The sequence below is a fragment of the Candidatus Deianiraea vastatrix genome (assembly GCF_007993655.1).
GTDB classification, from domain to species: Bacteria; Pseudomonadota; Alphaproteobacteria; order Rickettsiales; family Deianiraeaceae; genus Deianiraea; species Deianiraea vastatrix.
The window spans coordinates 1,136,316-1,158,767 of record NZ_CP029077.1; the positions used below are offsets into that span (position 1 = coordinate 1,136,316).

A 22,452-nucleotide genomic window follows, 5' to 3' on the forward strand; every position below is an offset into this window, starting at 1 on the left:
TTATAAAAAAATAACATCTCTTTCAGGGTTTTTCACGTCTTCAAAATCAGATGGCCCCACCTTCATTATGCGATCATAAAGACACCATATAATATCGCAAATTGACAAACTTGAGCCTATATGCCCAGTGTTTGAGTTATATGCTTTGTCGAGGATTAATCGTCTAATTTCCGTCTTATTCATACAATCGTTTCAAGACACGTTTTGACACTATTGAGCCTTAAATTATATCTTTCAAGCAAAATATTTTGCTCTTCAGGATTCCCAAAGTAATTATCGCTTGGCAGATTTGCATTAAAAGTGCGATCTATATTGGATTTTATGTTTAGTATTTCGAAAATTAAATTTGCTAAATCTTGCATTTCCAAAGTTTGCCCGAATGTGTCAAAAGTATAGGATTTTTCAGAAGTGTCATCCTTTAGAAAGCAATTTGAAATTTCCAACAAATCAGGCACATTAATGTAATTTCTGTAGGTTTTATTTTGCGAATTTATTTTAATTATGCCAGTATTTTTAGCTTGCTCTATCATTTTGCAAGGCAAAAACCCCGTTTTTATTGATAAATTTGCCAATGAGGCTAAAAATGCGTGCTGTGAGTAGTTTAATATCTTTTTTGACACAGAAATTTTTGAAAAACTCCTCATCTAAAAGTTTGCAATAGGCGTATATATCGCTTTTATTTGAGACTAAATCGTGAGTTCCACGCTGATAAACTGCGCCAGAGGATGCATAAAACATCGATTTTATGTCGTTTTTTTCAATTAGCGATTCAACTTTATTTCTGATTTCAAGATTGGCATTTATGTAATTTTCATCGTTAAAATTTGCAACTTTATCTTTTGTAATAAAAGCAAAATGATACAATATTGCGTTTTCAATGTCTTTCATTTCATCAAATTTATAGGATTTTACCCTGCCAAAACCAAAATTAATTTCGCTTGCGCTATGGCTTATTGGGTAAATGTTTTTCAAGACTGAATCGCCGAATTGCCCTTGCAGAAATGCTATTAACTCCATTCCAAGCCAGCCAGAAGCACCTGTTATGATGACATTTTTACTTTCCACAAAAATCCTTAAAACAATTTGCAATATACTCAATCATCTCTTCTGTTATCCCAGGGAAAGTTCCAATCCAAAAGGCATTATTCATAATTTTATCAGTATTTTCAAGGCTGGAGGCTATGCGGAAATTTTGCCCCTTCATATATGGCTGTTTTGTTAGATTTCCCGCGAAAACAAGGCGAGTTCCAATTTTCTTTTCGTTTAAGTAAATCATCAAATCACGGCGGGAGAATTTTGCATTTTCCTTGATTGTAATTGGAAAGCCAAACCAAGATGGGTCACAGTTCGGGGTTGCTTGCGGCAAAATGAAGAAATCTTGTAAATCAGCAAGTCCACTTGATAAAAGCTTGAAGTTTTCCTTTCTTTTTGCGATGAATTTTGATAAATGTTGCATTTGAGAGCACCCAACTGCCGCCTGCATATCGGTTATTTTAAGGTTGTATCCAAGGTGAGAATATGTGTATTTATGGTCGTATCCAAATGGTAAATCGCCAAGCTGTTGGTCGTATCTTTTGCCACAAGTTGCGTCAACTCCAGGGGCGCAGTAGCAGTCTCTTCCCCAGTCCCGAATTGATTCTGCTGCTCTTTTTACATTTGAGTTATTCATAAAAACCGCCCCGCCTTCCCCCATGGTTATGTGATGGGCTGGGTAGAAACTAAGGGTTGCAATGTCTCCAAAAGTTCCAACATGTTGATTATTGTAGGTGGTTCCAAGTGCGTCGCAACAGTCTTCCATTAGTAGTAAATTGTGTTTTTTGCAAATTTCCGTTACTTTTTCAAGATTAAACGCGTTTCCAAGGGTATGTGCTATAGCGATGGCACGAGTTTTTTCTGTTATCGCCTCTTCGATTAAATCTGCGTTTATGTTATAAGTTGGAATGTCAACATCAACAAAAACCGGCACCAAACCGTTTTGAATAATAGGATTTACCGTAGTTGGAAAGCCGGCTGCTACAGTAATTACTTCATCACCAGATTTTAGTGCTTTTTCTTTTAGCAAATGAGAGGTTAAGGTTGTCATTGCAACTAAATTTGCAGAAGATCCAGAATTTACAGTTAGTGCAAAGCGTGTGCCTATGAATTTCTTTAATACGGATTCAAATTCGTCGTTAAAACGCCCAGTTGTAAGCCAGAAATCAAGTGACGAATCAACTAAACTGCAAACGTCAGTTTCGTCAAAAACCTTGCCTGAAACAGGAATGTTTGTTTGACCTGCGACAAAGGCAGTTTTAGAAAGGTGTTTTTGCTTTGTATACTCACAAACTAGTTCCATAATTTGATTTTTAATGCTTTCCATAATGTTTAATACTAAGATGACTTTGATAATCCATTCTCCCCATTTTTTTAATATCTGAGGAATCATCGTTATTTGGTGCTTTTTGTTCGATATTAAAACCTTCGCAAATGAAAGATTTAGTATTGCCATTCATTGAAGCTTGATACATCTCACCATCTATTGTAATACCTGGATTTAAAAGCTCGTTGATAAAATGCGTTGCTCCATTTTTTGTTAAAATATAAGCATGCGCACCACCGCATGGAGCTCCAGATAAAATCTTTTTATATCGCAAAACTCTTTCACCTGAACCATAAAACCAAAGAATGTCTGCATTTTCTGGAATATATTCTTTTAATGTATTAGAGAGTTTTTCGCCAAATCCATTATGAATGACAACATCATCTTCCAATATCATTGCTGCATCATAGTTTCTGTCAATAATATCTTTCATAATTTCAATATGAGAGCAATATACTCCAATTTCTCCAGCAGAAAATCCAAGTTGAGATTGATGATATTTCATTTTATATCTTAATGTAATATTTGGACAATATATCTTATATTCTTCGCCAAGGCGAAATTTCAATTTACCAAGTTTAATATCAATTCCTTTAAATATTTTACCATGCATATCTTCTATTTTTACTTCATATCCATTGACTGCACTAAATCTTATATGTTTAATATTTTCAGTATCTAGGACTGGCTTTAATGCCTCATATCTGTGAGGAGAGTTATCCATATTAATTACATATACTTGATCGAGAACAATTGGCTTAGTAGAATATATTTTGCTATGATGTAACAAAAAACCTGTAATCAAAACAAAAAGAAGTAAAAAAATGTAACAAAAGTTTTTTCTCATGTTATTAAGTATAATTACCAAATTTTCCAAGGTGCAGCCTTAGCATTCCACAAATCTTCAAGTGTTGTTTTATCACGCAAGGTATCCATTGGGTGCCAAAAACCTTCGTGAATAAAGCTCATCATTTCACCATCATGTGCCAATTTGGGTAATACTTGCGTTTCAAAAACCAAGTCTTTTGAGTCTGGAAGGTAATTTAGAATCTTGGGAGATGCAACAAAAAATCCACCACTAATCCAATCTGATTGATCAACTGTTTTTTCTTTAAAAGATAGCACTGCATTGTCTTTTATATCTAAAATGCCAAATCTGCCAGTAGGTTTTACTGCAGAAACAGTTGCAATTTTGCCATGAGATTTGTGAAATTTTATGCTTTCTGTGATGTTAATATCTGCAACGCCATCACCATAAGTTATGCAAAAAGCTTCATCATCCTTAACATATTTTAGTGCTTGTCTAACTCGTGAGCCAGTCATGTCAAATTCGCCAGTATCAATTACTGTTACCCTCCAGTCTTCAGCGTTACTGCTGTGTATTGTAAACGAATTATTTTTTAAGTCAAAAGTTGCATCAGATTGATGCATATAGTAATTCATGAAATATTCTTTTATAACATAAGCTTTATAGCCACCGCATATAACAAAGTCATTTATTCCATGGCTTGAATATATTTTCATTATGTGCCATAAAATTGGCTTACCGCCAAGTTCAATCATAGGCTTTGGTTTTAAATTTGTCTCTTCTGAGATCCTGCTACCAAGTCCGCCTGCAAGTATAATTGCTTTCATAAAACTTACAATTTAGACAATTGTGATAATAAAATTATTATTTGCAAGAAATTTTATATTTTTTTATCACTATAAAATTCTTTCTTTGTATCGCTTTTTAATTTTGTACTGCAAAGACTTCTTTCCTTTTCAATAATATCTGACTCTATATTAGCACAATCAAGGAAAGTATGAAATAAAATTGAATGTGTCAAATATTTTTGACTATTTTGCTTGATATTTTCAAATTTATCCTTATTTTGCTGAATATATTTATCGGACATCCAAACAAATGATGCTACATTTCGCTGATTTTGACTCATCATATTACTTGCCATATATCCATGACCATAATCTCCATCATCACCAAGAGATTGACCATGGTCTGATGAGAAAATAATGATTGCATTTCTATCTTTTACCTTCTCCATTACAAGAGAAAAAAGGTATGAAGAATACATTACTCCATTGTTGTATGAATTTAAAATCTCTTCTTTACTGCAATTGTATACAAAATCATTTCCAGCATCACAAGTTGGCTGAAATTTATTAAAACTTTTTGGATGATAATTATATGGCTCGTGTGGCCCTGCATGTTGCGAGACAACAACAAAAGACTTCTTGTCAAATTTGCCTTGATCATACATTCTTAAAAATTGCAAAGAACTTATCCAATCATTACCATTTAAACCTTCTGCTATATTATATTCATTCTTCTTCATATCTATACTTTCTTCATCAAATTGATGTTTTGCCTCAAGAATAATTGTTTTTAAAGGATTTGCATTTCCACCAATCGAAAAATCATTTGATGATATATATGCGGTTTCAAACCCAAGAGAATCAAAAACACTAATGACACTTTTTTCACTTAATATTGATTGAAGATTATGCTCTTTGAATCTTGTTAGCATATGTGCAACAGCTATTGGTGTGCCATTTCTGAGTGAATATAAATGTGGTAAATTCACCATTTTACCAATATCATTTTGAAATTTATCAAAATAAGGTGTATTATGAACTTTATATCCATTTGGAAAAAATTCCTTTGCTCTAGTTGATTCCGCTCTAAGTAAAATGACCAATAAATCGTCATTATCTTTTTGTAAAAAGTCATACCTCTTTGAAAGATCATCTTTTTTATTCAGTATATTTTGATATTTTGCTATTATTCCTGGATTTAATTCATTCTTTTTCTTGCTATCATACTTCTTTATATATTTTGTAATTTGCATACAGAATATTAGTAAACCAAGCAATGCCAATATATAATATATATATCTATTTTTTATCATATAAGTTAATATTTAATGAGATAATAGAATATGAAATATTATTTGCAAATTATTTTTTATATTGTAATTAACTGTAAAAGTTAGTGAATATGCAAAATTTTTATAAAGATAAAAGAATTTTTCTCACAGGGCATACTGGTTTTAAAGGTGCTTGGCTTGCATTAATTTTACATAAAATGGGAGCAAAAGTATTTGGTTTCAGCCTTGAGCCTCAAGACATTCGAGGAAATTTATACAATATATTAAATATTGAAAATACTATCGAAAAGTCATATATTGGCGATATTTGCAATCTTGAAGAATTAAAAAAAGCTTACGAAGAAAGCCGTCCTGATATAGTGTTTCACTTAGCGGCGCAGCCATTTGTCTTAAGATCTTACAAAAATCCAATAGAAACGTATCAAACAAACATTATTGGGCTTGCAAATTTATTTGAAACGATAAGAAATTCATCTCATTTGCCAAAAGTTGTGTTAAATGTAACAACCGATAAATGCTATGAAAATAAAGAATGGCACTATCCATATCGTGAAAATGAGCCACTTGGCGGACATGATCCATATTCAGCAAGCAAAGCAATGGCGGAAATCTTGACAACATCTTATCGCAAGAGCTTTTTTCAAGATGGTAAGACAAAAATCATTACAGCAAGGGGTGGAAATGTTATTGGCGGTGGAGATTTTGGCGAAAACAGAATAATTCCAGATTTAATACAGTCAATTGAAAATAACACAACACTTGAGATTAGAAACCCAAATTCAATACGCCCTTGGCAGTATATTTTCGATGTTTTATCGGGTTATATGACATTTGTAAAGTACGCTTTTGAGCAAGATAATCTTGAAATGACATCTCTAAATATTGGACCAGAAAATACAAACGAGACAAACACAATCACTCTTGTAAGCAATATGATTGATGCTATTGGAAAGGGTAAGTTTGAGGTTAAAAAAGGAGATTTTCATCACGAAGCGCATTATCTAAAACTTGACATAAGTCTTGCTAAATGCGTTTTAAATTGGAAACCAAAGTACTGCACTCAAGAGATGATTAGTCAAACTGCAAAATGGTATAAATCCTATATAAATAAAGAGGATATAAACACTATATCATATAATATGATTGAGGATTTTTTTGCTTTATGAAAAACCCAAAAATCACTGTTTTTATTTCATATTACAATGATGAACAGTTTATAGCTGAATCAATTTCCTCAATTTTAAAGCAGACTTTTGATGATTTTGAGCTAATTTTACTTGATCATGCAAGCCTTGATAAAAGCGCCCAAATTGCGCATTCCTTTAAAGATGAAAGAATTGTGCATTTAAAAATGGAAAAAAATATACTTGCAGGCGGAAGTGAGTTATTTTTAAAAATCCTTGATGCTGCAAGGGGTGAATATATCAAATTCTTTTGTGCAGATGATGTAATGGAAGAAAATTGCCTTGAGGAGCTAATGCGTGAAATTAATCAAAATCCTAATATAGATATGCTGTTTTCCGATATGTCTGTTATAGACGAGCAAGGAAAGATGAAAAAAAATAATTATGTTTTTAATATTGCTTTTGGTAAAAGTGAAAATGAGTTATTAAAATTCCTTTTTAATGGTATAACGCTAATTTCATATCCAACTGTATTGATTAAAAAATCTAAAATCTATAGGGAATATGTCTGTCGCATTGGAATTCAGCTTTTTGATGTAAAGCTTTGGGCAAATTTACTACTTGGAGGTTGTACAGCAAAATTTGTTAATCAAAAACTTGTAAGATATAGAATACATAAGAATCAAATGAGCGGACTTCATGTTGGCTCAAAAATCAGCAATAGACTTGCATTTGAAGAGTTTCATTTACTTGATTTATTTCTTGAAAAAATGAATTTTGAAACAGCAAAAAAAGTTTTTGGAAATGAAATATCAGATAACAAGGAGTTTTTGAAATTTAATTTATGCAAAATAGCACTGGATAGCGATAATTTTCAAATTCGACTCAGCGCTCTTCATAATCTATTTAACCTTTTGCAAGATGATGATTTAAGGCGTAAAATAGACCTTGAATATGGCTTTGGAATTAAAGAAATGAGATATTTAATGACCTTGGAAAAATTTAGTATACATCATAGGGTGAATGCCAAGCATAATATATTTATGTTAGTGAAAAAATATGGCTATTACTTTTGTGTTAAGCTGCATATTCGTCGCCCAGTAAAGCAAATTTACCTGATAATAAAACGAATTTTCAATATAGTCTAATATTAGTTGTAAGTGATTAATCTATTGACTTTTATCTTAAGTTAAAATAGAAAGACAATATAAGTAATTATAGATATGATTGCAAAAACCTTGATTACAATTATGGTTGGCGGCTCTGGAACAAGGCTTTGGCCGCTGTCAAGAGAAAATATGCCAAAACAGTTTATTAATCTTGATAAATCGGGTTTAACTTTATTTCAGCAATGCGTTTTAAGGGGTAAAAAACTATCAAGCAATATATTGCTAATTGCAAATTTTCGACACAGATTTATAATCATGGAGCAGCTTCGAAAAATCAATCTTGAGGAAGACAAAAATATACATGTTATATATGAGCCATGTGCGAAAAACACACTTGCCGTAAGCATTATTGCGTCACTATTTGCAAGTAAAAATGGCTTTGAAAAGGTATTGCTGCTGCCAAGCGATCAGAAAATTATTAATGAAGATGTCTTTATGGCATCATGTAAAAAAGTCGATGAATTCTACAAAAATCAAGGAATTGTAACTTTTGGAATAGTTCCAACGTTTGCGCATAATGGCTATGGATATATTGAAAAAACCAGTGATAGTGTGGGAAATGGCATTTTTAAAGTCGCAAAATTTACCGAAAAACCAGATAATCAGAGGGCAAAGCAATATCTTGAAGGCAAAAAGCATCTTTGGAATTGCGGAATTTTCTTCTTTTGTCCAAAGTTTTTCCTTACGCAGGCTGAAGCTTTTGAAAAAGTAAGTCTTGAATTTGCAAAGCAGTCTTTTGAGCACTCTAAAGATCATATTGATGGAATTTTGCTAAATGATGAGTTTTTTGACAAAATTAGGTCAGATTCAATAGACTTTGCAATAATGCAAAAAGTAAGCGAAATTTTCTGCATAGAAATTGAAAATCTTGGTTGGACAGATCTTGGATCTTTCGGTCAAATCTACGATATTGCAAGTAAAGATGAAAAGGGAAATTTGCTGGACAGTGATGTATATATTGATGAAGTTTCAAATTCGCATATTATAAATACTAGTGAAAAGCCGCTTATTGCCCATGGAATCGAGGATTTACTCATTATTGCCATGAAAGATGCAATAACAATCACGAAAAAAGACAGTCAGGGCAATAAACAAATGCTTGAAAAATTGCAAAATACGCAATTACCGTGCCTTAAAAATCACTGTTTTGACAACAGACCTTGGGGCGGATACGAAAATGTGATGGAAAAGGAGAACTTTAAGATAAAAATCATCACAGTCAAGCCGAAAAATGAACTTTCATACCAAATGCACAATAAACGCAGCGAGCATTGGATTTGCATAAGCGGAAGCGGCATTGTGACATTAAACGACAAAGAAATCCCGTTTTGCAAGGATGAATCAATTTACATACCCGTTTTAGCAAAGCATAAAATCGCAAATCACAGTAAAACACAAGATTTGGTTTTCATCGAAGTTCAATGTGGATCGTACTTTGGCGAGGATGATATTGTAAGATATGAAGATAAATATGGGAGGGTTTAACATAGTTAAATTAAATTTAGGCTTTGTTTAGAGGGATTTAGTATGCTTAATTTATTGAGATTGCATTGTTATTGATGCTTTTGATTGGAATAATCGGCATTTTTGAAAAAGTCGTGGTATTTTAGATAAAAACCTTGACAATTAAAGATTTTTTAGTTTTTTTTTGTTATATTATTTATATTACATGAAAGTGTGTTTATTTAGGCCTGACATGCCTGGGAATTTTGGTAATATTATTAGAACGATTTCCTGCTTTGGTATTAATGAGATTGATGTTATTAGGCCGACTGGTTTTGTATTAGATCAAAAAGAGGTTAAAAGATCTATGATGGACTATGGAGTTGATTTTCGGATAAACTGCTTTGATAATTTTGAGGAATATAGATCTGCAAATGATGAGGCAAGGATAATTTTACTGACAACAAAAGCAGATAAATTATATAGTGAGTATAGCTTTAAGCAAGGTGATATATTGCTTTTTGGATCAGAGTCTGGTGGGGTTAGTGAAGATGTAGTGAAGTTATGCGATGATAGTTTGAAAATCAAAATGGCTGAAGGTAAGAGGTCTTTAAATCTTGCGGTAAGTGTTGGGATTGTTGTATCGTATGCAAGTTTAGTTGTTAATCGGTAATTTTATTGTCAAGAAAATCGATTATTGCATTTTGCCTTATTTCATCAAGTTCTTTTACACGTGCAACTGTTGCATCAAATTCTACTATTTTATCGATATTATTGACGATAAAGCTTATTTCTGTGAGCAATTTTGAAAGCCCTGTGCCCATTTGAACCATTTGACCAAGGGTAATTTTAGCTGCTATGTAACGAGGAACAAGAAAGGTATATGGTATTGCATGTGATATTTTATCATATGTATTTTTAAAATACATTAAAAGTCGCTCTTTTTTTGACATTTTAACATAATTTTGCAGAACACTTGATATATCAGGTAGTGTTTTATTACGAGTTAGCTTAGTTTGATCTATTAAATCACGACGAAGTCCACCTTCGAGGGATTCTTGATTATATTGTAACTTTACAACTGGGTGACCTATTTTTTTACTTATTATTGAAGCAAGTATTGTAACTATTATACATATTGCAAGTGTTAAATAGCCTATTTTAAGGGTTATAAGCACATAAAGAAATGACGGTATGAGCAATATTGAGTGCAGAAGTAGGGCAAAAAGATTAATAAATTGGGTACCAAATTGAAGCAAATCTTGGCTCATTCTTTGGCAGGAAAATTTACATTTTTCTTCATTTAAAACATAGATATTGTAGTAGTTATATATTGTTTTTCTAAAGTAGGATGTGAACATTCTTTTGCGATAGTGCATTTCGGCTTCGGTTAGTCCAAGTGTTATCATTAATGCGAAGTAGAGAGCTATATTTGCTATGACTTTTTGGCTATTTTTATTAACAAGGGAGTCATAAAACCAGCCATAAACACAATTCATGCAAACAAGACACGCTACTGCCATAATTGAAAGAAATATCACGAATGTCATTTGTATTTTGGCATTTTTTGACATTCCGTGTTTTAGTATAGTAAATATTTTAGTCATTGTTATTAATCAAAATTTGCATTAGAAAAAACATCTTGAACATCATCTAAATTTTCAAAAGCATCGAGCATTTTTAATAGTTTTTCTTTTTGCTCTCCAGATACGGCAATTTTATTTTCAGCATCCCAGATAACGCTTATACTTTCTGCATCGCCGAGTTTATTTGAGACTTTTTCGGCGATTTCATGAACTTTAGTCCAATCTGTTGTGATATAGAATTTTTGATCATCTTCTTGTACGTCAATTGCCTCGGCTTCAATTGCTATTTCTATTATTTCATCTATGGTTTTGGCATTTTTTTGATAAACTATAAGACCTATGTGAGCAAAGCTATATTCAACAGAGCCGGTTTCGCCTAGATTGCCGCCGTATTTTGAAAATATTGCACGAACTTCGCCTGCGGTGCGATTTTTATTATCTGTAAGGCATTCTATTATAATTGCAATACCGCCAGGTGCATAGCCATTATAGCGCATTTCTTCGTAGTTATCGTCAGAGTCTGAGTTATTTGAATATCGCTTAATAGCAGCATCGATTTTATCTTTTGGAAGATTTGCCGATTTTGCCTCAAGTATTGCGCTACGAAGTTTTGAATTGACATCTGGGTCTGGAAGTCCTGTTTTGAGTGCAACCATTATATTGCGTTGCACGCGGGTCAAGATTTTAGATTTTTTCTTATCTTGCGCATCTTTTTTGTGTTTAATATTTGCAAAATGTGAATGTCCAGCCATAAAAAAATTATTTACACTTGACTTTTAAATGAATATAAATTAATAAAAATCAACAAACTTTTTTCAAGTGTTAAGCGCGGCGCAGAAAAAACAGCAAAAAAGACAGATGTTAATGACGAGTAGCTATATTGCTACGAAGATTTTTGATTTTCAGAAATTAAAAAAGATGCCATTTTCATTTGTGATATTAATGGCAATGATGCTTGCAATTGGGCTTACTGCTATATTTTCTGTTGATCAAAGCGGAATTTTATTTAAAAAGCAGTTATTTTCTTTGCCTTTCATGATGTGTATTTTTGCGTTGGTAACGTGTATTCATCCTGTATATTTAAAGAGATATTCGTATATATTTTATCTTTTGTGTTTATTTTTACTAGTTTTAACATATGCGATTGGTAAAATTTCCCTTGGTGCGCAAAGATGGCTTAGTATTGGTGTTATTCAAATTCAACCGTCTGAGTTTATAAAAATTGGAATAATTTTAGTGATGGCACAGTATTTTTCCAAGTCAGAAATGAGAGATATTGCATCATTAAAAAAGATTATCAAACCTCTTTTACTTGCTTTAGTGCCATGTGTTTTAACAATTATACAGCCTGATTTAGGAACTGGAATGATTATTTTATTTATTTCCATTGTAATATTTTTTATTTCTGGGGTAAAAATGTGGAAGTTTGCTTTATCTGGTGTTATTGTATTAATCTCTATACCAATAATATGGGCAAAATTGCATGATTATCAAAAGCAGAGAATTTTAACTTTTATAAATCCGGAAAGCGATGTTTTAAATTCTGGATACAACATAACACAGGCTAAAATTGCTATTGGTGGTGGTGGATTTTTTGGCTCTGGAGTTGGGCTTGGAAGTCAGACGCGTTCAAATTTTGTACCTGAAAACAAAACAGATTTCATTTTTACAGTAATTGGCGAAGAGATGGGTTTTATTGGTACTGTAGGGCTTATTATAATGTATATTGGGATATTTTTTTATGGGCATTATACATCTATATCGCGCAAAGATTTCTTTTTAAAGATTGCAGCACAGGCATCGACAACATTAATTTTCGTGCATATGATTATTAATATTGGTATGAATATTGGTATTGTTCCAGTTGTTGGCGTGCCACTGCCGTTTATTTCGTATGGGCGAAGTTCCATGCTGACATCCTTTATATTACTTGGAATTATATCGAATGCTTATGTAAATGAAGATGTTAATTTAAGTTAAATATATGGGAAAACTATTTGGAACTGATGGAATTCGCGGCCTTGCAAACTCAAGCATTATGAATGTTGAAGTTGCAAGCAAGATTGGTGCAATTATTGGAAATAAATTAAAGTCTCTAACATCAACAAAGCGTGTTATTATAGGCAAAGACACAAGGCTTTCAAGTTACATGATTGAAAATGCTATTACTTCTGGGCTTTTATCGTCTGGAATGAATGTTATTTTAACAGGCCCCGTGCCAACTCCTGCTATAAGTTTTTTAACAAGAAGCATGAGGTGTGATATAGGAATTATGATTTCAGCATCACACAATGAGTATATTGATAATGGGATAAAATTTTTTGATGCAAATGGTGAAAAGATTAGCGATCAATTGCAATACGAGATAGAGCATGCATATTTTAACTGCAAAATTGATGATTTTTTCTGCACCCCTGATGCAATTGGAAGAGCAAAAAGAATTGAGGGAATGAGTGATAGATATATAGAGTTTGTAAAAAGAAGTTTTCCGCAGGGAAAAATGTTAGGTGGAATAAGGGTTGTAATTGACTGTGCAAATGGCGCAAATTACAAGATAGCACCTGATATTTTATGGGAACTTGGGGCTGATATTATTGTAATTGGAAACGAGCCAAATGGAGTTAATATTAATCTTAACTGCGGCTCAACTCACCCAAGTATATTGCAGCAAAGAGTAATTGAAACAAGGGCTGATATTGGAATTGCACTCGACGGTGATGGTGATAGATTGATTATTGTGGATGAAAAAGGTGAGATAGCAGATGGAGACCAGATTATTACTGCCATTGCAATGTATTTAAAAGATCTTGATCACCTAAACAGTAAGTATGTTGTTGCAACCATAGTTTCAAATCTTGGAATGGAAAAATATCTAAATCAACATGGGCTTGAGCTAATTAGAACCGATGTTGGTGATAAGAATGTATATGAGGCAATGAAGAAATACAATTCTTCTGTTGGTGGCGAGCAGTCTGGGCATATAATAATGAAGAAATTTTGCACAACTGGTGATGGTTTAATTAGTGCGCTGAATATATTATCGATGATGACAACATATAATAAGAAGGCAAGTGAGATATTGAATTTTTTCGAGAAAGTTCCGCAATATTTATCAAAGATTAAGTTTGATACAAAGCCAACTGTTGATATATCAAAAGACTTAAACAGCATTGCAAATGAATATTTAAAGAAATTACCTGATAGTAAAATAATAATACGGAAATCTGGAACTGAAAATCTAATTAGACTGACTATTGAGACTAATGACAAGAATTACAAGGAAATTGAAGATGAAATTATATCAAAGGTTCAGGCTGTATTAAAAAATGCTGGATCTTTATAGTTGTATATTTTATTCAGGAATTGTTCCTGCCAAAAAGTCTTCTATAAATTGCTGCACTGTTTTTTCGATATCATCTTTATGGTATATAGCTTTTAAGCAATGTCTACATATATTTAGATGCGCAGTTGTTGATATTACATTTCCATTTTTGGTATAATATATTTTACATTCATTAGTTTTAGTTGCTATCATATCGCCTTTTTCAGATATATCTGCACAAAATGGATTAATGTGAATTTTTTCAAGATAAGCTGGGCTTGCTATCATAAGATTATCATTCATTCCGGCTTGAAGAAGATTTTTATTATGATCTGCATTATATATTCCAAATATATTTTCACCATCGAAGAAGCAAGGCAATTTATATAGACCAAGCTTTACTTCTGAAAGTATAATTTCTATTGCTGTAGTTGGTTGTTTTGATTTTTCAACGTCTAATGAGTTATTGATTTTATCATTTTTTCTTTCTATTGCATCAAGTATTTTCTTTCTTATTTCTTCTGTGTCAATTTTTTTGATTACACCGCCATTGAGGTCTTGATTTTGCGCGTTTGAGTTAGTATGTGCAAGAATATTATTTTTTATGTTTTTTGCAATATTATCAAGAGATTCAGTTTTATTCTGTTGTAAATTTGACTCTGATATTCTTTCGATATTTTGAGGTTTTTGGTAATTTCTATTTTCAAAGTCTTGATGTATATGTTTTTTAACGACAAATTCAACATCTTTATCTAAACGCTCATTAATTTCATCAAATATTTCTTTTTTAATCGATTTTATCATGAATCCCCGACTATCAGCGATCATTTTATCAAGAGCTTCTTCAAGTTTGATTTTAAAAGATTTTAGTTCTTCGTTAATAACATTTTCGGCTATGGATTTAGCCTGAGTATTGAAGCTTGAGATTGTCGTTTCAAGATTTTTATTTTGCGTTTTTAAGCTATCTATTTCCGTTTGTAGATTTGAGACTTCTGTTTGTATATCATCTATTTTACCAGATAAAGAGTCTGTAAGGCTTATATTTTTTTCTATAACTTTTGTTGATTTCGCTCTATACTCATCTTGAGTTTTTAGCATTATTTTCATTGAATCTTTAAATTTTTCCAAAACATCTTTCATAAAAGCATCTAGTTTTCTAATTATACACTAAAAAATGAAATAAGTCAAGAAAAATTAAGAAAATTTCTTGAAATATAAAAAAATACTTTGTATAAAAAGTCAAGCATTATTTTTTTATGAATATTTCAGATTTTCTAGACAAGAGAAATATCCTGTTGGCAAAAGCAATTTTAAGCTCTTTAGATGGAAGTGATATAGAAAAAAGCGAGGTGATAAAATTTGCGATTTCCAGTTTTTTTTCATCGCAAGAGAGTAAAAAATCTGATATATCGCAACTTGCAGAAAAAATATCACTACTAAAATTAAAGTCTATGAATGATGTAATTTGCGTAATGCTTGCGGCGGAAAATATTATTTCAGCAAAGATTGGCGAAAAAATCGCATATGTTTTTTATAGCGAAAAATATGGAATTAATGAGGATTTAGCTGATAAATTTGTAAAAGAAAAGTGCAAAGATGTTGGTTTTATAAGATATATTGGCTCAAAAACCTATATATCAAGCGGGTTTTCCGTATATTTTGAAAATCTTGTGTTGCACAATAATTTAAAGAATATTTTGTCTCAAATAAAGGCAAATTTAATGACCGCTGTTGATAATTTTTCTAGTGCTGTATGAGTAGTAACGATATTTTTAATCAAACCCAGTTTTTGTATGCGCAAAATGCAGCATTTATCGCCGATTTATACAAGCAATACACGGCAAATTCAAACAGTGTTGACGAAAATTGGCGTAATTTCTTTGCAAGTATGTCAAAAGATGAAATTGCGGCTTTTGAGACAGATTTCTTCGGTCCGTCTTGGAAAAAACGCGATTTAAAGGTTATATCTAAAGACGAGGAAGCATCGCCAAAAAATGATGCACAAAGCAAGACGCAAAGCACGCAAAAGCAAGATGTAGCCTGCAATATTTCCGCATTTCGTGAGAAATTAATTGCATTTGCTCATATTTCGGCAGATTATAATCCAATTATTCCAAATTCAAATCGCCTGCACCCTGAAATTTCGCAGTTACTACCGCAAAATCAGACGCATGAAGGGGATCGACTAAAGTCTATTTATTTAGGCTCTGTTGGCGCGGAATTTTCGCATATTTCAAATCTTGAGGAAAAAAACTGGATTGTATCGAATTTTGAAGCACTGATGCAGGAAAATCTAGCAAATGATAGGCAAAAATCCGCTCTTGAAATAATGATTAAGGCTGAGACTTTTGAGCAGTTTATACACAAGAAATTCCCAGGTATGAAGCGGTTTTCTGTTGAAGGTGGTGAGACTTCTTTAGCAATTATCAATGAAATCATTTACAACGCGGCAAAAGATAAGGTAAAATCTATAATAATTGGCATGGCACACCGCGGTCGGCTTGGAATGCTGACAAACATCGCCGAAAAGCCGGCATCTACGATTTTTTCTGAGTTTTTAAAGACTGTCAAGGTCGATCAATCTCTTGGGGAAATTGCATCGGATGTAAAATATCACGCAGGGCACAAAACAACGAAGAATATTGAGGAAAACGAAATAGATGTTGAAATTGCCTATAATCCATCGCATTTGGAGGCTGTGAATCCTTTAATTATCGGCATGGCATATGCAAAAAATAAGGATAAAAAAGCCACAATTCCATTATTAATTCACGGAGACGCCGCAATGATCGGACAGGGCATAGTTGCTGAGTGTTTTAACATGTCGGGCGTGAAAAACTACGATGTAGGCGGAACAATTCACCTTACTATCAACAATCAAATTGGCTTTACGGCCGAAAGCTGGCAGTCACGCTCGTCAAGATACTGCACCGACATTGCAAAAATCATAGAATGTCCGATTTTCCACGTAAACGGCGACGATGTCGATGCGTGCGTTAAAATCGCAAAATTTGCGGTTCAATATCGCCAAAAATTCAAAAAAGACATTGTAATTGACCTTGTTTGCTCAAGGAAATATGGGCATAACGAGGGTGATGAGCCGTTTTATACAAACCCGATGCTGTATAATGTTTTAAAAGATAAAAAAAGCCCACCTACTGTTTATTTTGAAAATTTACTAAAAAACGGCAATATTGCAGGGGATTTTGCGCAAAAAGTTCAAGATGAATATTTAAAAAAGCTCGATAAAGACTATGAAATTGGGGCATCTGGCACAAAAATTACAAAGGATGAAAAGTATAAGGATTTTGATTATAAATTTTCGTTTCAAAAGCATAAAACCGGCATTAAAAAATTAGATATACTGCCACTTTTGCAGAAAATTTACGCAATTCCATCAAATTTTACGCCAAATTCACGCCTTGCAAAGCAAATTGAGACAAGGCTTGAAAACATCATGAAAACGGGCGAGCTTGACTGGGCGGCTGGTGAAATTTTAGCTTTTGCAAGCTTGGTTTTAGAGGGAAAAAGCGTGAGAATTACAGGCCAAGACTCAGAGCGTGGAACATTTTCGCACAGACACTCGGTTTTAACAGATGCAACAAGCGGCGGAAAACACAATATTTTATCGATACTATCTAGTGAAAAAGCAAGTTACGAGGTTTGCAATTCCCCGCTTTCTGAGTATGCGATTATGGGCTTTGAATATGGCTATTCTTTAGTGCAAAACAATCATTTAACTATTTGGGAAGGGCAATTTGGCGATTTTGCAAATGGTGCATCGACTATTTTTGACCAATTTATCTCATCTGCTGAGCAAAAATGGCTGCTTATGTCAAATCTGGTGCTGCTTTTACCGCATGGTTTCGAGGGGCAAGGGCCAGAGCATAGTTCGGCTCGTCTTGAAAGATATTTACAAGCTTGCGCGCAGGAAAATATTATAGTTGCAAACCCGACTACGCCTGCGAATTTATTCCACATTTTGCGTCGCCAGTTGCACGCGAAATTCCGCAAGCCACTGATTATTATGTCTCCAAAATCGCTACTTCGTCATAAAATGGCTGTTTCAAAACTTGATGAATTTGAGGGTGAATTTATGCCAATTATTAGTGAAATTCGTTATATTAATGCGAAAAAAGTTGAGAAAGTCGTTGTTACAAGCGGGAAATTATACTACGATTTACTTGAAAGGGCAGGCGATAGAAATGATGTTGCAATAATTCGCATAGAGCAATATTATCCATTTGATAGCAAGGCGTTTGAGGTGGAAATTTCGCAGTATAAATCGGCGAAAATGATGATTTGGGCACAGGAGGAGCCAAGGAATATGGGCGCATGGCAGTTTATTCGTGATTATCTTGAAAGCGCGCTTGAAAACTCAATGCCAAAGGCGAAATTATCATGCGTTTCAAGACCTGCCTCTGCCTCACCTGCAACCGGCTTTGAAAAACAACATCAAAAGGAGCAAGCGCATATTTTGGAGGATGTGCTTGGATAGAGTTTAAGCATTATTTTTTTCATGGAAATAAGGTTTTTAATGTATAAATTTAACTCATTATTGTAAATCACTGAAGAATTGTCTAAAATATTTATAAATGAAACTTTTGCGGTATATATTTTCTATGAAAGATTTTCTAATGTTGGGATATGAATTGCAACAAATGAAAGCAGAATCAAAAAGAGCAAAAGGACGTATTTTAGAAGAAATTTTGTAATTTAAAGTCTCTTATATAATTGCATCATCAAGGCAAAGCCCACATTTGATGCAGGCTTTGTTTATACTTGATTAATCAAAAAAATTGTGAGAATGATGTATTATTTCTTTCTCTTGTTGGGTATCGACCTGTTTGAGGATTTTGCACCGCTTGGTTGGCTGTCTGTTGAGCTACTTCAAATTGCCGTCTATCTTTTTTTGTAATCTTTTTTTTCACCTGTGGAACAACATGTTCTTGTATAGCGGATTGTGGTTGTTGGAATGGCTGTTGATTACCACCTTCTCCTATTACATTATTCTCTTCTTTAACTTGCGGAAGAAGCTGCTGCTGGATTATATTAATATTAGATTGTGGTTGTTGGAATTGCGTTACTGGTGGAAATTGCCCCTGCATTGGCATTTGAAAAGAATAATATGGTTGTTGGAATTGCTGTTGTTCATCTCCCCCCTCTTGCTTTACTTGTGGAACTTGATTGATAAATTGCTGTTGATTTTGCTGATTTTCTTCCTCTTGTTCGATTTTTACTTTTTTTATTAACTCTTGATCTCTATCTGGACATTTTGTACCAAGTTCTTCCATGTACGAATCAAACTTTTTTGATTTTCTTCTTCTATTGGATTTAAAGCATATTTTGTTGCATATAGTGCAATTACCATCAGAAGTGCAGAGTTATGCATGTTGCTTTGTGGTGTAGTATTCAATATTGCATCAATATCTTCTTCCGTTATCACTCCATCTGTTATCTTTTTGTATATTGAATGCATTCCATGTTCACTAAATGTTGCATTTTCTAATATCGAAGGAAGATTCTTGGTACGAAAAATTTCGTGGCTTTGTATTATTTCTCTTGCATCGTAATATAATTGTGATTTACTATTTGAGTTATTTGCAATAAGTTGTTTTTTAAACATCATGTTTTTCATAACCTTATTACATATTTTAAGAACTTTTTCTATCTGAATAATGTTGTCCGATTTTTTTAAAAATTCACAAAAACTTTTGATCATATTCTTTTGTGTATGGTGCAACTTATTCCTTAACCTGTGTTTGTGATTATTTAGCAGTATCAAACTTATAGCATGTCTTAAGATGGCGTCACTGCCGGAAGTTGTGTCAGCATGTAGCTTCTTTGATCTCTTTTTAATTTGCTGTTCAGTCATGCCGGCTAATTTACATATCTCAGTAAAAGCGCTCATCATTGCAAACTGACAGTTGAGTGCGTTATTTCTACCATTATTTTGGTTGACATTTATCAAATATCCATATCCTTTTTGTATAATATCAATATATAGGTTTCCTAAATCTATATCACACTTTTGTTGTTTTCTTTCTGTTTCACTTTGTTTATCTTTATTGCTTTCCTTATATTCATTTATATTGATTTCGATGTACGCTATTTTGTCTTGGTCTTCCTGGCTAAGCTGTACTTGATTGTTCTGTAAAGCTGCAACTTCTTCTACTTTAACTTGTTGTTGTTCTTGAAATTGATTCATAAAAATATAAAATAATAAATTAAATTTTGTAATTATACTACAAATTTTATATAATGTCAACTATTAATTTATTTTTTTTAAAAAAACTTGCAAATAATTTTTTTATTATCTTTATTTAATGCTAGATTTAAGAGAAAAAATATGAGCGAATTTAGAGTTGAAAAAGATACAATGGGGGAGGTAAAAGTGCCTGCGTCTCGTTATTTTGGCGCGCAAACGCAAAGATCTATACAAAATTTCCCAATTTGTAATGAAAACGCTGGACACAAAATGCCAAAAGAGGTAATTTATGCGATGTTGCTTATAAAAAAAGCGGCTGCGATTACAAATAAACAGCTAAAAATGGCAAACCCAAATGAGGTTGAGCTTGCAAAAATTACGCCCGAAATTTGCGATAAAATAATAGATTCTGTAAATATTATCCTTGGCATTTTTGACAGCGCAAAATCAAATTTCATCTTTTCAGATTATGAAAATTGGGTTTCGTGGCTTGAAAATCCAAATCGTAAAATGGATAGTGGCGATAGTCTTGAAATGCAGGAATTTGCATTAAAAAAGTATAACTTGCAGTACATAAAACAGCAAAGAGATACGATAAACGCTATAAAAACAGCGAATAATATACCAAATTCGCAGCACATTTTTGACTGGTTTTACGAAAATGAATTTCCACTTGTTGCGTGGCAAACTGGCTCTGGAACTCAGACAAATATGAATGTCAATGAGGTAATTGCATCTGTTGCAAACGAAATTGAAACAGGTAAAAGGGGTGGAAAAAGCCCTGTGCATCCAAATGATCATGTTAATTTAGGGCAGTCTTCAAATGATACTTTCCCAACGGCAATGCATGTTTCGGCGACGCTTTTGGCTTATGAAAAGTTGATACCGGCAATGATAAGATTTTCAAATGAGCTTCGCGAAAAAGAGGTGAAATTTGCAGATATTGTGAAAATTGGACGCACGCATACGCAAGATGCAACGCCGGTTACCCTTGGTCAAGAATTTTCAGGCTACAAGGCACAAATTAAGCATGCACTATTTAATATTTGCTATAGTCTTGAGTTTATTGAAAGCCTTGCGCAGGGGGGAACTGCGGTTGGAACTGGCATAAACTGCCCAGAGGGTTTTGCTGAGAAATTTGCAGAAAATTTAACGACAATTTCTGGAATTAACCAGATTCACAAAGTGCTTTTAGAGCAACAAGTAACGGCATGTTCAAGCAGCAAAATGTCCGATATTCCAAATACAAAGGTGTTTAAAAAAGGTCTTGCATTTTCTGGAAAGTTTAAGTCTGAAGGCAATAAATTTCTTGCGCTTTCCTCAAATGACGACCTTGTTCAATTTCACGGCAGTTTAAATACCCTTGCGGTGTCAATCATGAAAATCGCAAATGACATAAGGTTTTTAGCCTCAGGCCCAAGGTCTGGACTTGGTGAAATTTCACTTCCAGAAAATGAGCCTGGTTCATCCATTATGCCGGGCAAGGTAAATCCAACACAATGCGAGGCGCTAACTATGATTGCATGTCAGGTAATTGGTAATAATGTCGCAGTGACAACCGGCGGTATGCAGGGGCATTTTGAGTTAAATGTTTTCAGACCAATGATTATAAAAAATGTTGTAGATTCTATTAATTTACTGTCAGATGGAATAAACAGCTTTATTGACAACTGTCTAATCGGAATTGTTGCAAACAAAGAGCGAATAAAGCAACTTGTCGACCAATCTTTAATGCTTGTAACTGCGCTCAATCCCCATATTGGATACGATAATGCGGCAAAAATTGCCAAAAACGCTCATCACAAAGGCTTATCGCTTAAGGAATCAGCTCTTGAGCTTGGCTTGCTGACAAAAGATGGAGGAAACGGAAGCATTAAAGAGGCAGACTGGGACGGAATTTTAGATCCAAGAAGGCTTGTGTAAAGTGTAAAAATCAAGCTTTCACGCACGATTAAGATGAGTTTGCTTAAGTCAAAGGAGCTATTTACAAAACTAAAATTTCGACAACTTGTCTCTTTTGCGACGCATCACAATGAATTTTTCTACAATCAAAAGGAAATCAAAGTGGTATGTATAAGAAAAAGACTTGCTTTGCGATAACGCAATAGATCTGTTGCTATCAAGATTAGAAAATCGGTTACTGGAACGGAATTTTAGATCCAAGAAGGCTTGTGTAAAGTGCTAAAAATTCAGCTTTTACGCACGATTAAAGAAGATGATGAAGTATCACGCTACTTAAACTAAAGGCTTGCAAGCTTGCTTTTTTACTCTATATTAAGCCATTTTACCAAGGATTAAACGGGCTAAAGTGGTATTTAAAGTAAAAAACTGATTTGAAATCGCCAGACCAAGT

General features: G+C 33.3%; 21 protein-coding genes. 9 read left to right on the forward strand and 12 right to left on the reverse strand.

Features of this window, described 5'->3' with window-relative positions:
* The 7 genes from deia_RS05445 to deia_RS05475 are packed head-to-tail and all read right to left on the reverse strand — an operon-like array spanning position 1 to position 5,208.
* Positions 1 to 183, reverse strand: coding sequence for a thiamine pyrophosphate-dependent enzyme (locus tag deia_RS05445; protein WP_146821350.1), 183 nt, complete (start codon positions 181 to 183; stop codon positions 1 to 3).
* Positions 180 to 530 carry a hypothetical protein gene (locus deia_RS05450; RefSeq protein WP_146821352.1) on the reverse strand — a complete coding sequence of 117 codons (351 nt, stop codon included), beginning with the start codon at positions 528 to 530 and terminating at the stop codon, positions 180 to 182. The genes deia_RS05445 and deia_RS05450 overlap by 4 nt, the downstream gene beginning before the upstream one ends.
* Entirely contained in the window at positions 514 to 1,065 is a 552-nt protein-coding gene (locus deia_RS05455) for an NAD-dependent epimerase/dehydratase family protein (RefSeq protein WP_146821354.1), read from the reverse strand. The genes deia_RS05450 and deia_RS05455 overlap by 17 nt, the downstream gene beginning before the upstream one ends.
* A complete protein-coding gene (gene rfbH, locus deia_RS05460) occupies positions 1,055 to 2,359 on the reverse strand; it encodes a lipopolysaccharide biosynthesis protein RfbH (RefSeq protein ID WP_146821356.1) in 1,305 nt (434 codons plus the stop codon). Before rfbH ends, deia_RS05455 begins: the two co-directional genes overlap by 11 nt.
* A complete protein-coding gene (locus tag deia_RS05465) occupies positions 2,346 to 3,206 on the reverse strand; it encodes a glycosyltransferase family 25 protein (RefSeq protein WP_146821358.1) in 861 nt (286 codons plus the stop codon). Before deia_RS05465 ends, rfbH begins: the two co-directional genes overlap by 14 nt.
* A gap of 14 nt (positions 3,207 to 3,220) precedes the next feature.
* Positions 3,221 to 3,994: a glucose-1-phosphate cytidylyltransferase gene (gene rfbF / locus deia_RS05470; protein ID WP_146821360.1), complete on the reverse strand. Its 774-nt coding sequence runs from the start codon at positions 3,992 to 3,994 to the stop codon at positions 3,221 to 3,223.
* 53 nt (positions 3,995 to 4,047) lie between these two features.
* Positions 4,048 to 5,208 carry a sulfatase-like hydrolase/transferase gene (locus deia_RS05475; protein ID WP_161982887.1) on the reverse strand — a complete coding sequence of 387 codons (1,161 nt, stop codon included), beginning with the start codon at positions 5,206 to 5,208 and terminating at the stop codon, positions 4,048 to 4,050.
* 149 nt (positions 5,209 to 5,357) lie between these two features.
* On the opposite strand from deia_RS05475, the gene rfbG reads away from it, so the two are divergent.
* The 4 genes from rfbG to deia_RS05495 all read left to right on the forward strand — a co-directional run bounded on the left by rfbG (position 5,358) and on the right by deia_RS05495 (position 9,656).
* Positions 5,358 to 6,413 (forward strand): CDP-glucose 4,6-dehydratase, encoded by a 1,056-nt coding sequence (gene rfbG / locus deia_RS05480; protein WP_146821364.1) that lies wholly within the window; start codon positions 5,358 to 5,360, stop codon positions 6,411 to 6,413.
* Complete coding sequence (locus deia_RS05485; RefSeq protein WP_146821366.1) at positions 6,410 to 7,519, forward strand: glycosyltransferase family 2 protein; 1,110 nt, start codon at positions 6,410 to 6,412, stop codon at positions 7,517 to 7,519. The genes rfbG and deia_RS05485 overlap by 4 nt, the downstream gene beginning before the upstream one ends.
* A 75-nt stretch (positions 7,520 to 7,594) precedes the next feature.
* Positions 7,595 to 9,025: a mannose-1-phosphate guanylyltransferase/mannose-6-phosphate isomerase gene (locus tag deia_RS05490; protein WP_146821368.1), complete on the forward strand. Its 1,431-nt coding sequence runs from the start codon at positions 7,595 to 7,597 to the stop codon at positions 9,023 to 9,025.
* A 184-nt stretch (positions 9,026 to 9,209) separates the two neighbouring features.
* On the forward strand, positions 9,210 to 9,656 hold the full coding sequence (locus deia_RS05495; protein WP_146821370.1) for a TrmH family RNA methyltransferase: 447 nt from the start codon (positions 9,210 to 9,212) through the stop codon (positions 9,654 to 9,656).
* Here the strand turns inward: deia_RS05495 and deia_RS05500 are convergent.
* Together deia_RS05500 and deia_RS05505 are read right to left on the reverse strand one after the other, a co-directional pair.
* Positions 9,646 to 10,590: an SbmA/BacA-like family transporter gene (locus tag deia_RS05500; RefSeq protein WP_146821372.1), complete on the reverse strand. Its 945-nt coding sequence runs from the start codon at positions 10,588 to 10,590 to the stop codon at positions 9,646 to 9,648. The genes deia_RS05495 and deia_RS05500 overlap by 11 nt on opposite strands.
* 5 nt (positions 10,591 to 10,595) lie before the next feature.
* Entirely contained in the window at positions 10,596 to 11,321 is a 726-nt protein-coding gene (locus tag deia_RS05505; RefSeq protein WP_146821374.1) for a YebC/PmpR family DNA-binding transcriptional regulator, read from the reverse strand.
* 67 nt (positions 11,322 to 11,388) lie between these two features.
* Here deia_RS05505 and rodA point away from each other — a divergent pair, with 67 nt between their 5' ends.
* Together rodA and glmM are read left to right on the forward strand one after the other, a co-directional pair.
* Positions 11,389 to 12,549: a rod shape-determining protein RodA gene (gene rodA / locus deia_RS05510; protein WP_146821376.1), complete on the forward strand. Its 1,161-nt coding sequence runs from the start codon at positions 11,389 to 11,391 to the stop codon at positions 12,547 to 12,549.
* Positions 12,550 to 12,553: 4 nt separating this feature from the next.
* Entirely contained in the window at positions 12,554 to 13,912 is a 1,359-nt protein-coding gene (glmM, locus tag deia_RS05515) for a phosphoglucosamine mutase (RefSeq protein ID WP_146821378.1), read from the forward strand.
* Between the two features lie 9 nt (positions 13,913 to 13,921).
* Here the strand turns inward: glmM and deia_RS05520 are convergent, their stop codons facing one another.
* A complete protein-coding gene (locus tag deia_RS05520) occupies positions 13,922 to 15,031 on the reverse strand; it encodes a coiled-coil domain-containing protein (protein ID WP_146821380.1) in 1,110 nt (369 codons plus the stop codon).
* A 116-nt stretch (positions 15,032 to 15,147) separates the two neighbouring features.
* On the opposite strand from deia_RS05520, the gene deia_RS05525 reads away from it, so the two are divergent.
* Positions 15,148 to 15,648, forward strand: a complete 501-nt coding sequence (locus tag deia_RS05525) for a hypothetical protein (protein ID WP_146821382.1) — start codon at positions 15,148 to 15,150, stop codon at positions 15,646 to 15,648.
* Positions 15,645 to 18,389 carry a 2-oxoglutarate dehydrogenase E1 component gene (locus deia_RS05530; protein WP_146821384.1) on the forward strand — a complete coding sequence of 915 codons (2,745 nt, stop codon included), beginning with the start codon at positions 15,645 to 15,647 and terminating at the stop codon, positions 18,387 to 18,389. The genes deia_RS05525 and deia_RS05530 overlap by 4 nt, the downstream gene beginning before the upstream one ends.
* Positions 18,390 to 18,681: 292 nt before the next feature.
* Here the strand turns inward: deia_RS05530 and deia_RS05535 are convergent, their stop codons facing one another.
* Together deia_RS05535 and deia_RS05540 are read right to left on the reverse strand one after the other, a co-directional pair.
* The gene (locus deia_RS05535) at positions 18,682 to 19,185 is read right to left on the reverse strand and encodes a hypothetical protein (RefSeq protein ID WP_146821386.1); all 504 of its coding nucleotides are present in this window, start codon (positions 19,183 to 19,185) and stop codon (positions 18,682 to 18,684) included.
* The gene (locus deia_RS05540) at positions 19,140 to 20,099 is read right to left on the reverse strand and encodes a hypothetical protein (RefSeq protein WP_146821388.1); all 960 of its coding nucleotides are present in this window, start codon (positions 20,097 to 20,099) and stop codon (positions 19,140 to 19,142) included. Before deia_RS05540 ends, deia_RS05535 begins: the two co-directional genes overlap by 46 nt.
* A 141-nt stretch (positions 20,100 to 20,240) precedes the next feature.
* Here deia_RS05540 and deia_RS05545 point away from each other — a divergent pair, with 141 nt between their 5' ends.
* A complete protein-coding gene (locus deia_RS05545) occupies positions 20,241 to 22,022 on the forward strand; it encodes a class II fumarate hydratase (protein ID WP_146821390.1) in 1,782 nt (593 codons plus the stop codon).
* Positions 22,023 to 22,452 lie beyond the last annotated feature (430 nt).

Coding starts and splice junctions, on each gene's coding strand:
- deia_RS05535 (WP_146821386.1), bottom strand. CDS start 19,185: ATGGAAGAACTTGGTACAAAATGTCCAGATAGAGATCAAGAGTTAATA.
- deia_RS05540 (WP_146821388.1), bottom strand. CDS start 20,099: ATGAATCAATTTCAAGAACAACAACAAGTTAAAGTAGAAGAAGTTGCA.
- glmM (WP_146821378.1), top strand. CDS start 12,554: ATGGGAAAACTATTTGGAACTGATGGAATTCGCGGCCTTGCAAACTCA.
- deia_RS05495 (WP_146821370.1), top strand. CDS start 9,210: ATGAAAGTGTGTTTATTTAGGCCTGACATGCCTGGGAATTTTGGTAAT.
- rfbH (WP_146821356.1), bottom strand. CDS start 2,359: ATGGAAAGCATTAAAAATCAAATTATGGAACTAGTTTGTGAGTATACA.
- deia_RS05465 (WP_146821358.1), bottom strand. CDS start 3,206: ATGAGAAAAAACTTTTGTTACATTTTTTTACTTCTTTTTGTTTTGATT.
- deia_RS05520 (WP_146821380.1), bottom strand. CDS start 15,031: ATGAAAGATGTTTTGGAAAAATTTAAAGATTCAATGAAAATAATGCTA.
- deia_RS05490 (WP_146821368.1), top strand. CDS start 7,595: ATGATTGCAAAAACCTTGATTACAATTATGGTTGGCGGCTCTGGAACA.
- rfbF (WP_146821360.1), bottom strand. CDS start 3,994: ATGAAAGCAATTATACTTGCAGGCGGACTTGGTAGCAGGATCTCAGAA.
- deia_RS05445 (WP_146821350.1), bottom strand. CDS start 183: ATGAATAAGACGGAAATTAGACGATTAATCCTCGACAAAGCATATAAC.
- deia_RS05505 (WP_146821374.1), bottom strand. CDS start 11,321: ATGGCTGGACATTCACATTTTGCAAATATTAAACACAAAAAAGATGCG.
- deia_RS05475 (WP_161982887.1), bottom strand. CDS start 5,208: ATGCAAATTACAAAATATATAAAGAAGTATGATAGCAAGAAAAAGAAT.
- deia_RS05545 (WP_146821390.1), top strand. CDS start 20,241: ATGAGCGAATTTAGAGTTGAAAAAGATACAATGGGGGAGGTAAAAGTG.
- deia_RS05450 (WP_146821352.1), bottom strand. CDS start 530: ATGATAGAGCAAGCTAAAAATACTGGCATAATTAAAATAAATTCGCAA.
- deia_RS05500 (WP_146821372.1), bottom strand. CDS start 10,590: ATGACTAAAATATTTACTATACTAAAACACGGAATGTCAAAAAATGCC.
- deia_RS05485 (WP_146821366.1), top strand. CDS start 6,410: ATGAAAAACCCAAAAATCACTGTTTTTATTTCATATTACAATGATGAA.
- deia_RS05530 (WP_146821384.1), top strand. CDS start 15,645: ATGAGTAGTAACGATATTTTTAATCAAACCCAGTTTTTGTATGCGCAA.
- rfbG (WP_146821364.1), top strand. CDS start 5,358: ATGCAAAATTTTTATAAAGATAAAAGAATTTTTCTCACAGGGCATACT.
- deia_RS05525 (WP_146821382.1), top strand. CDS start 15,148: ATGAATATTTCAGATTTTCTAGACAAGAGAAATATCCTGTTGGCAAAA.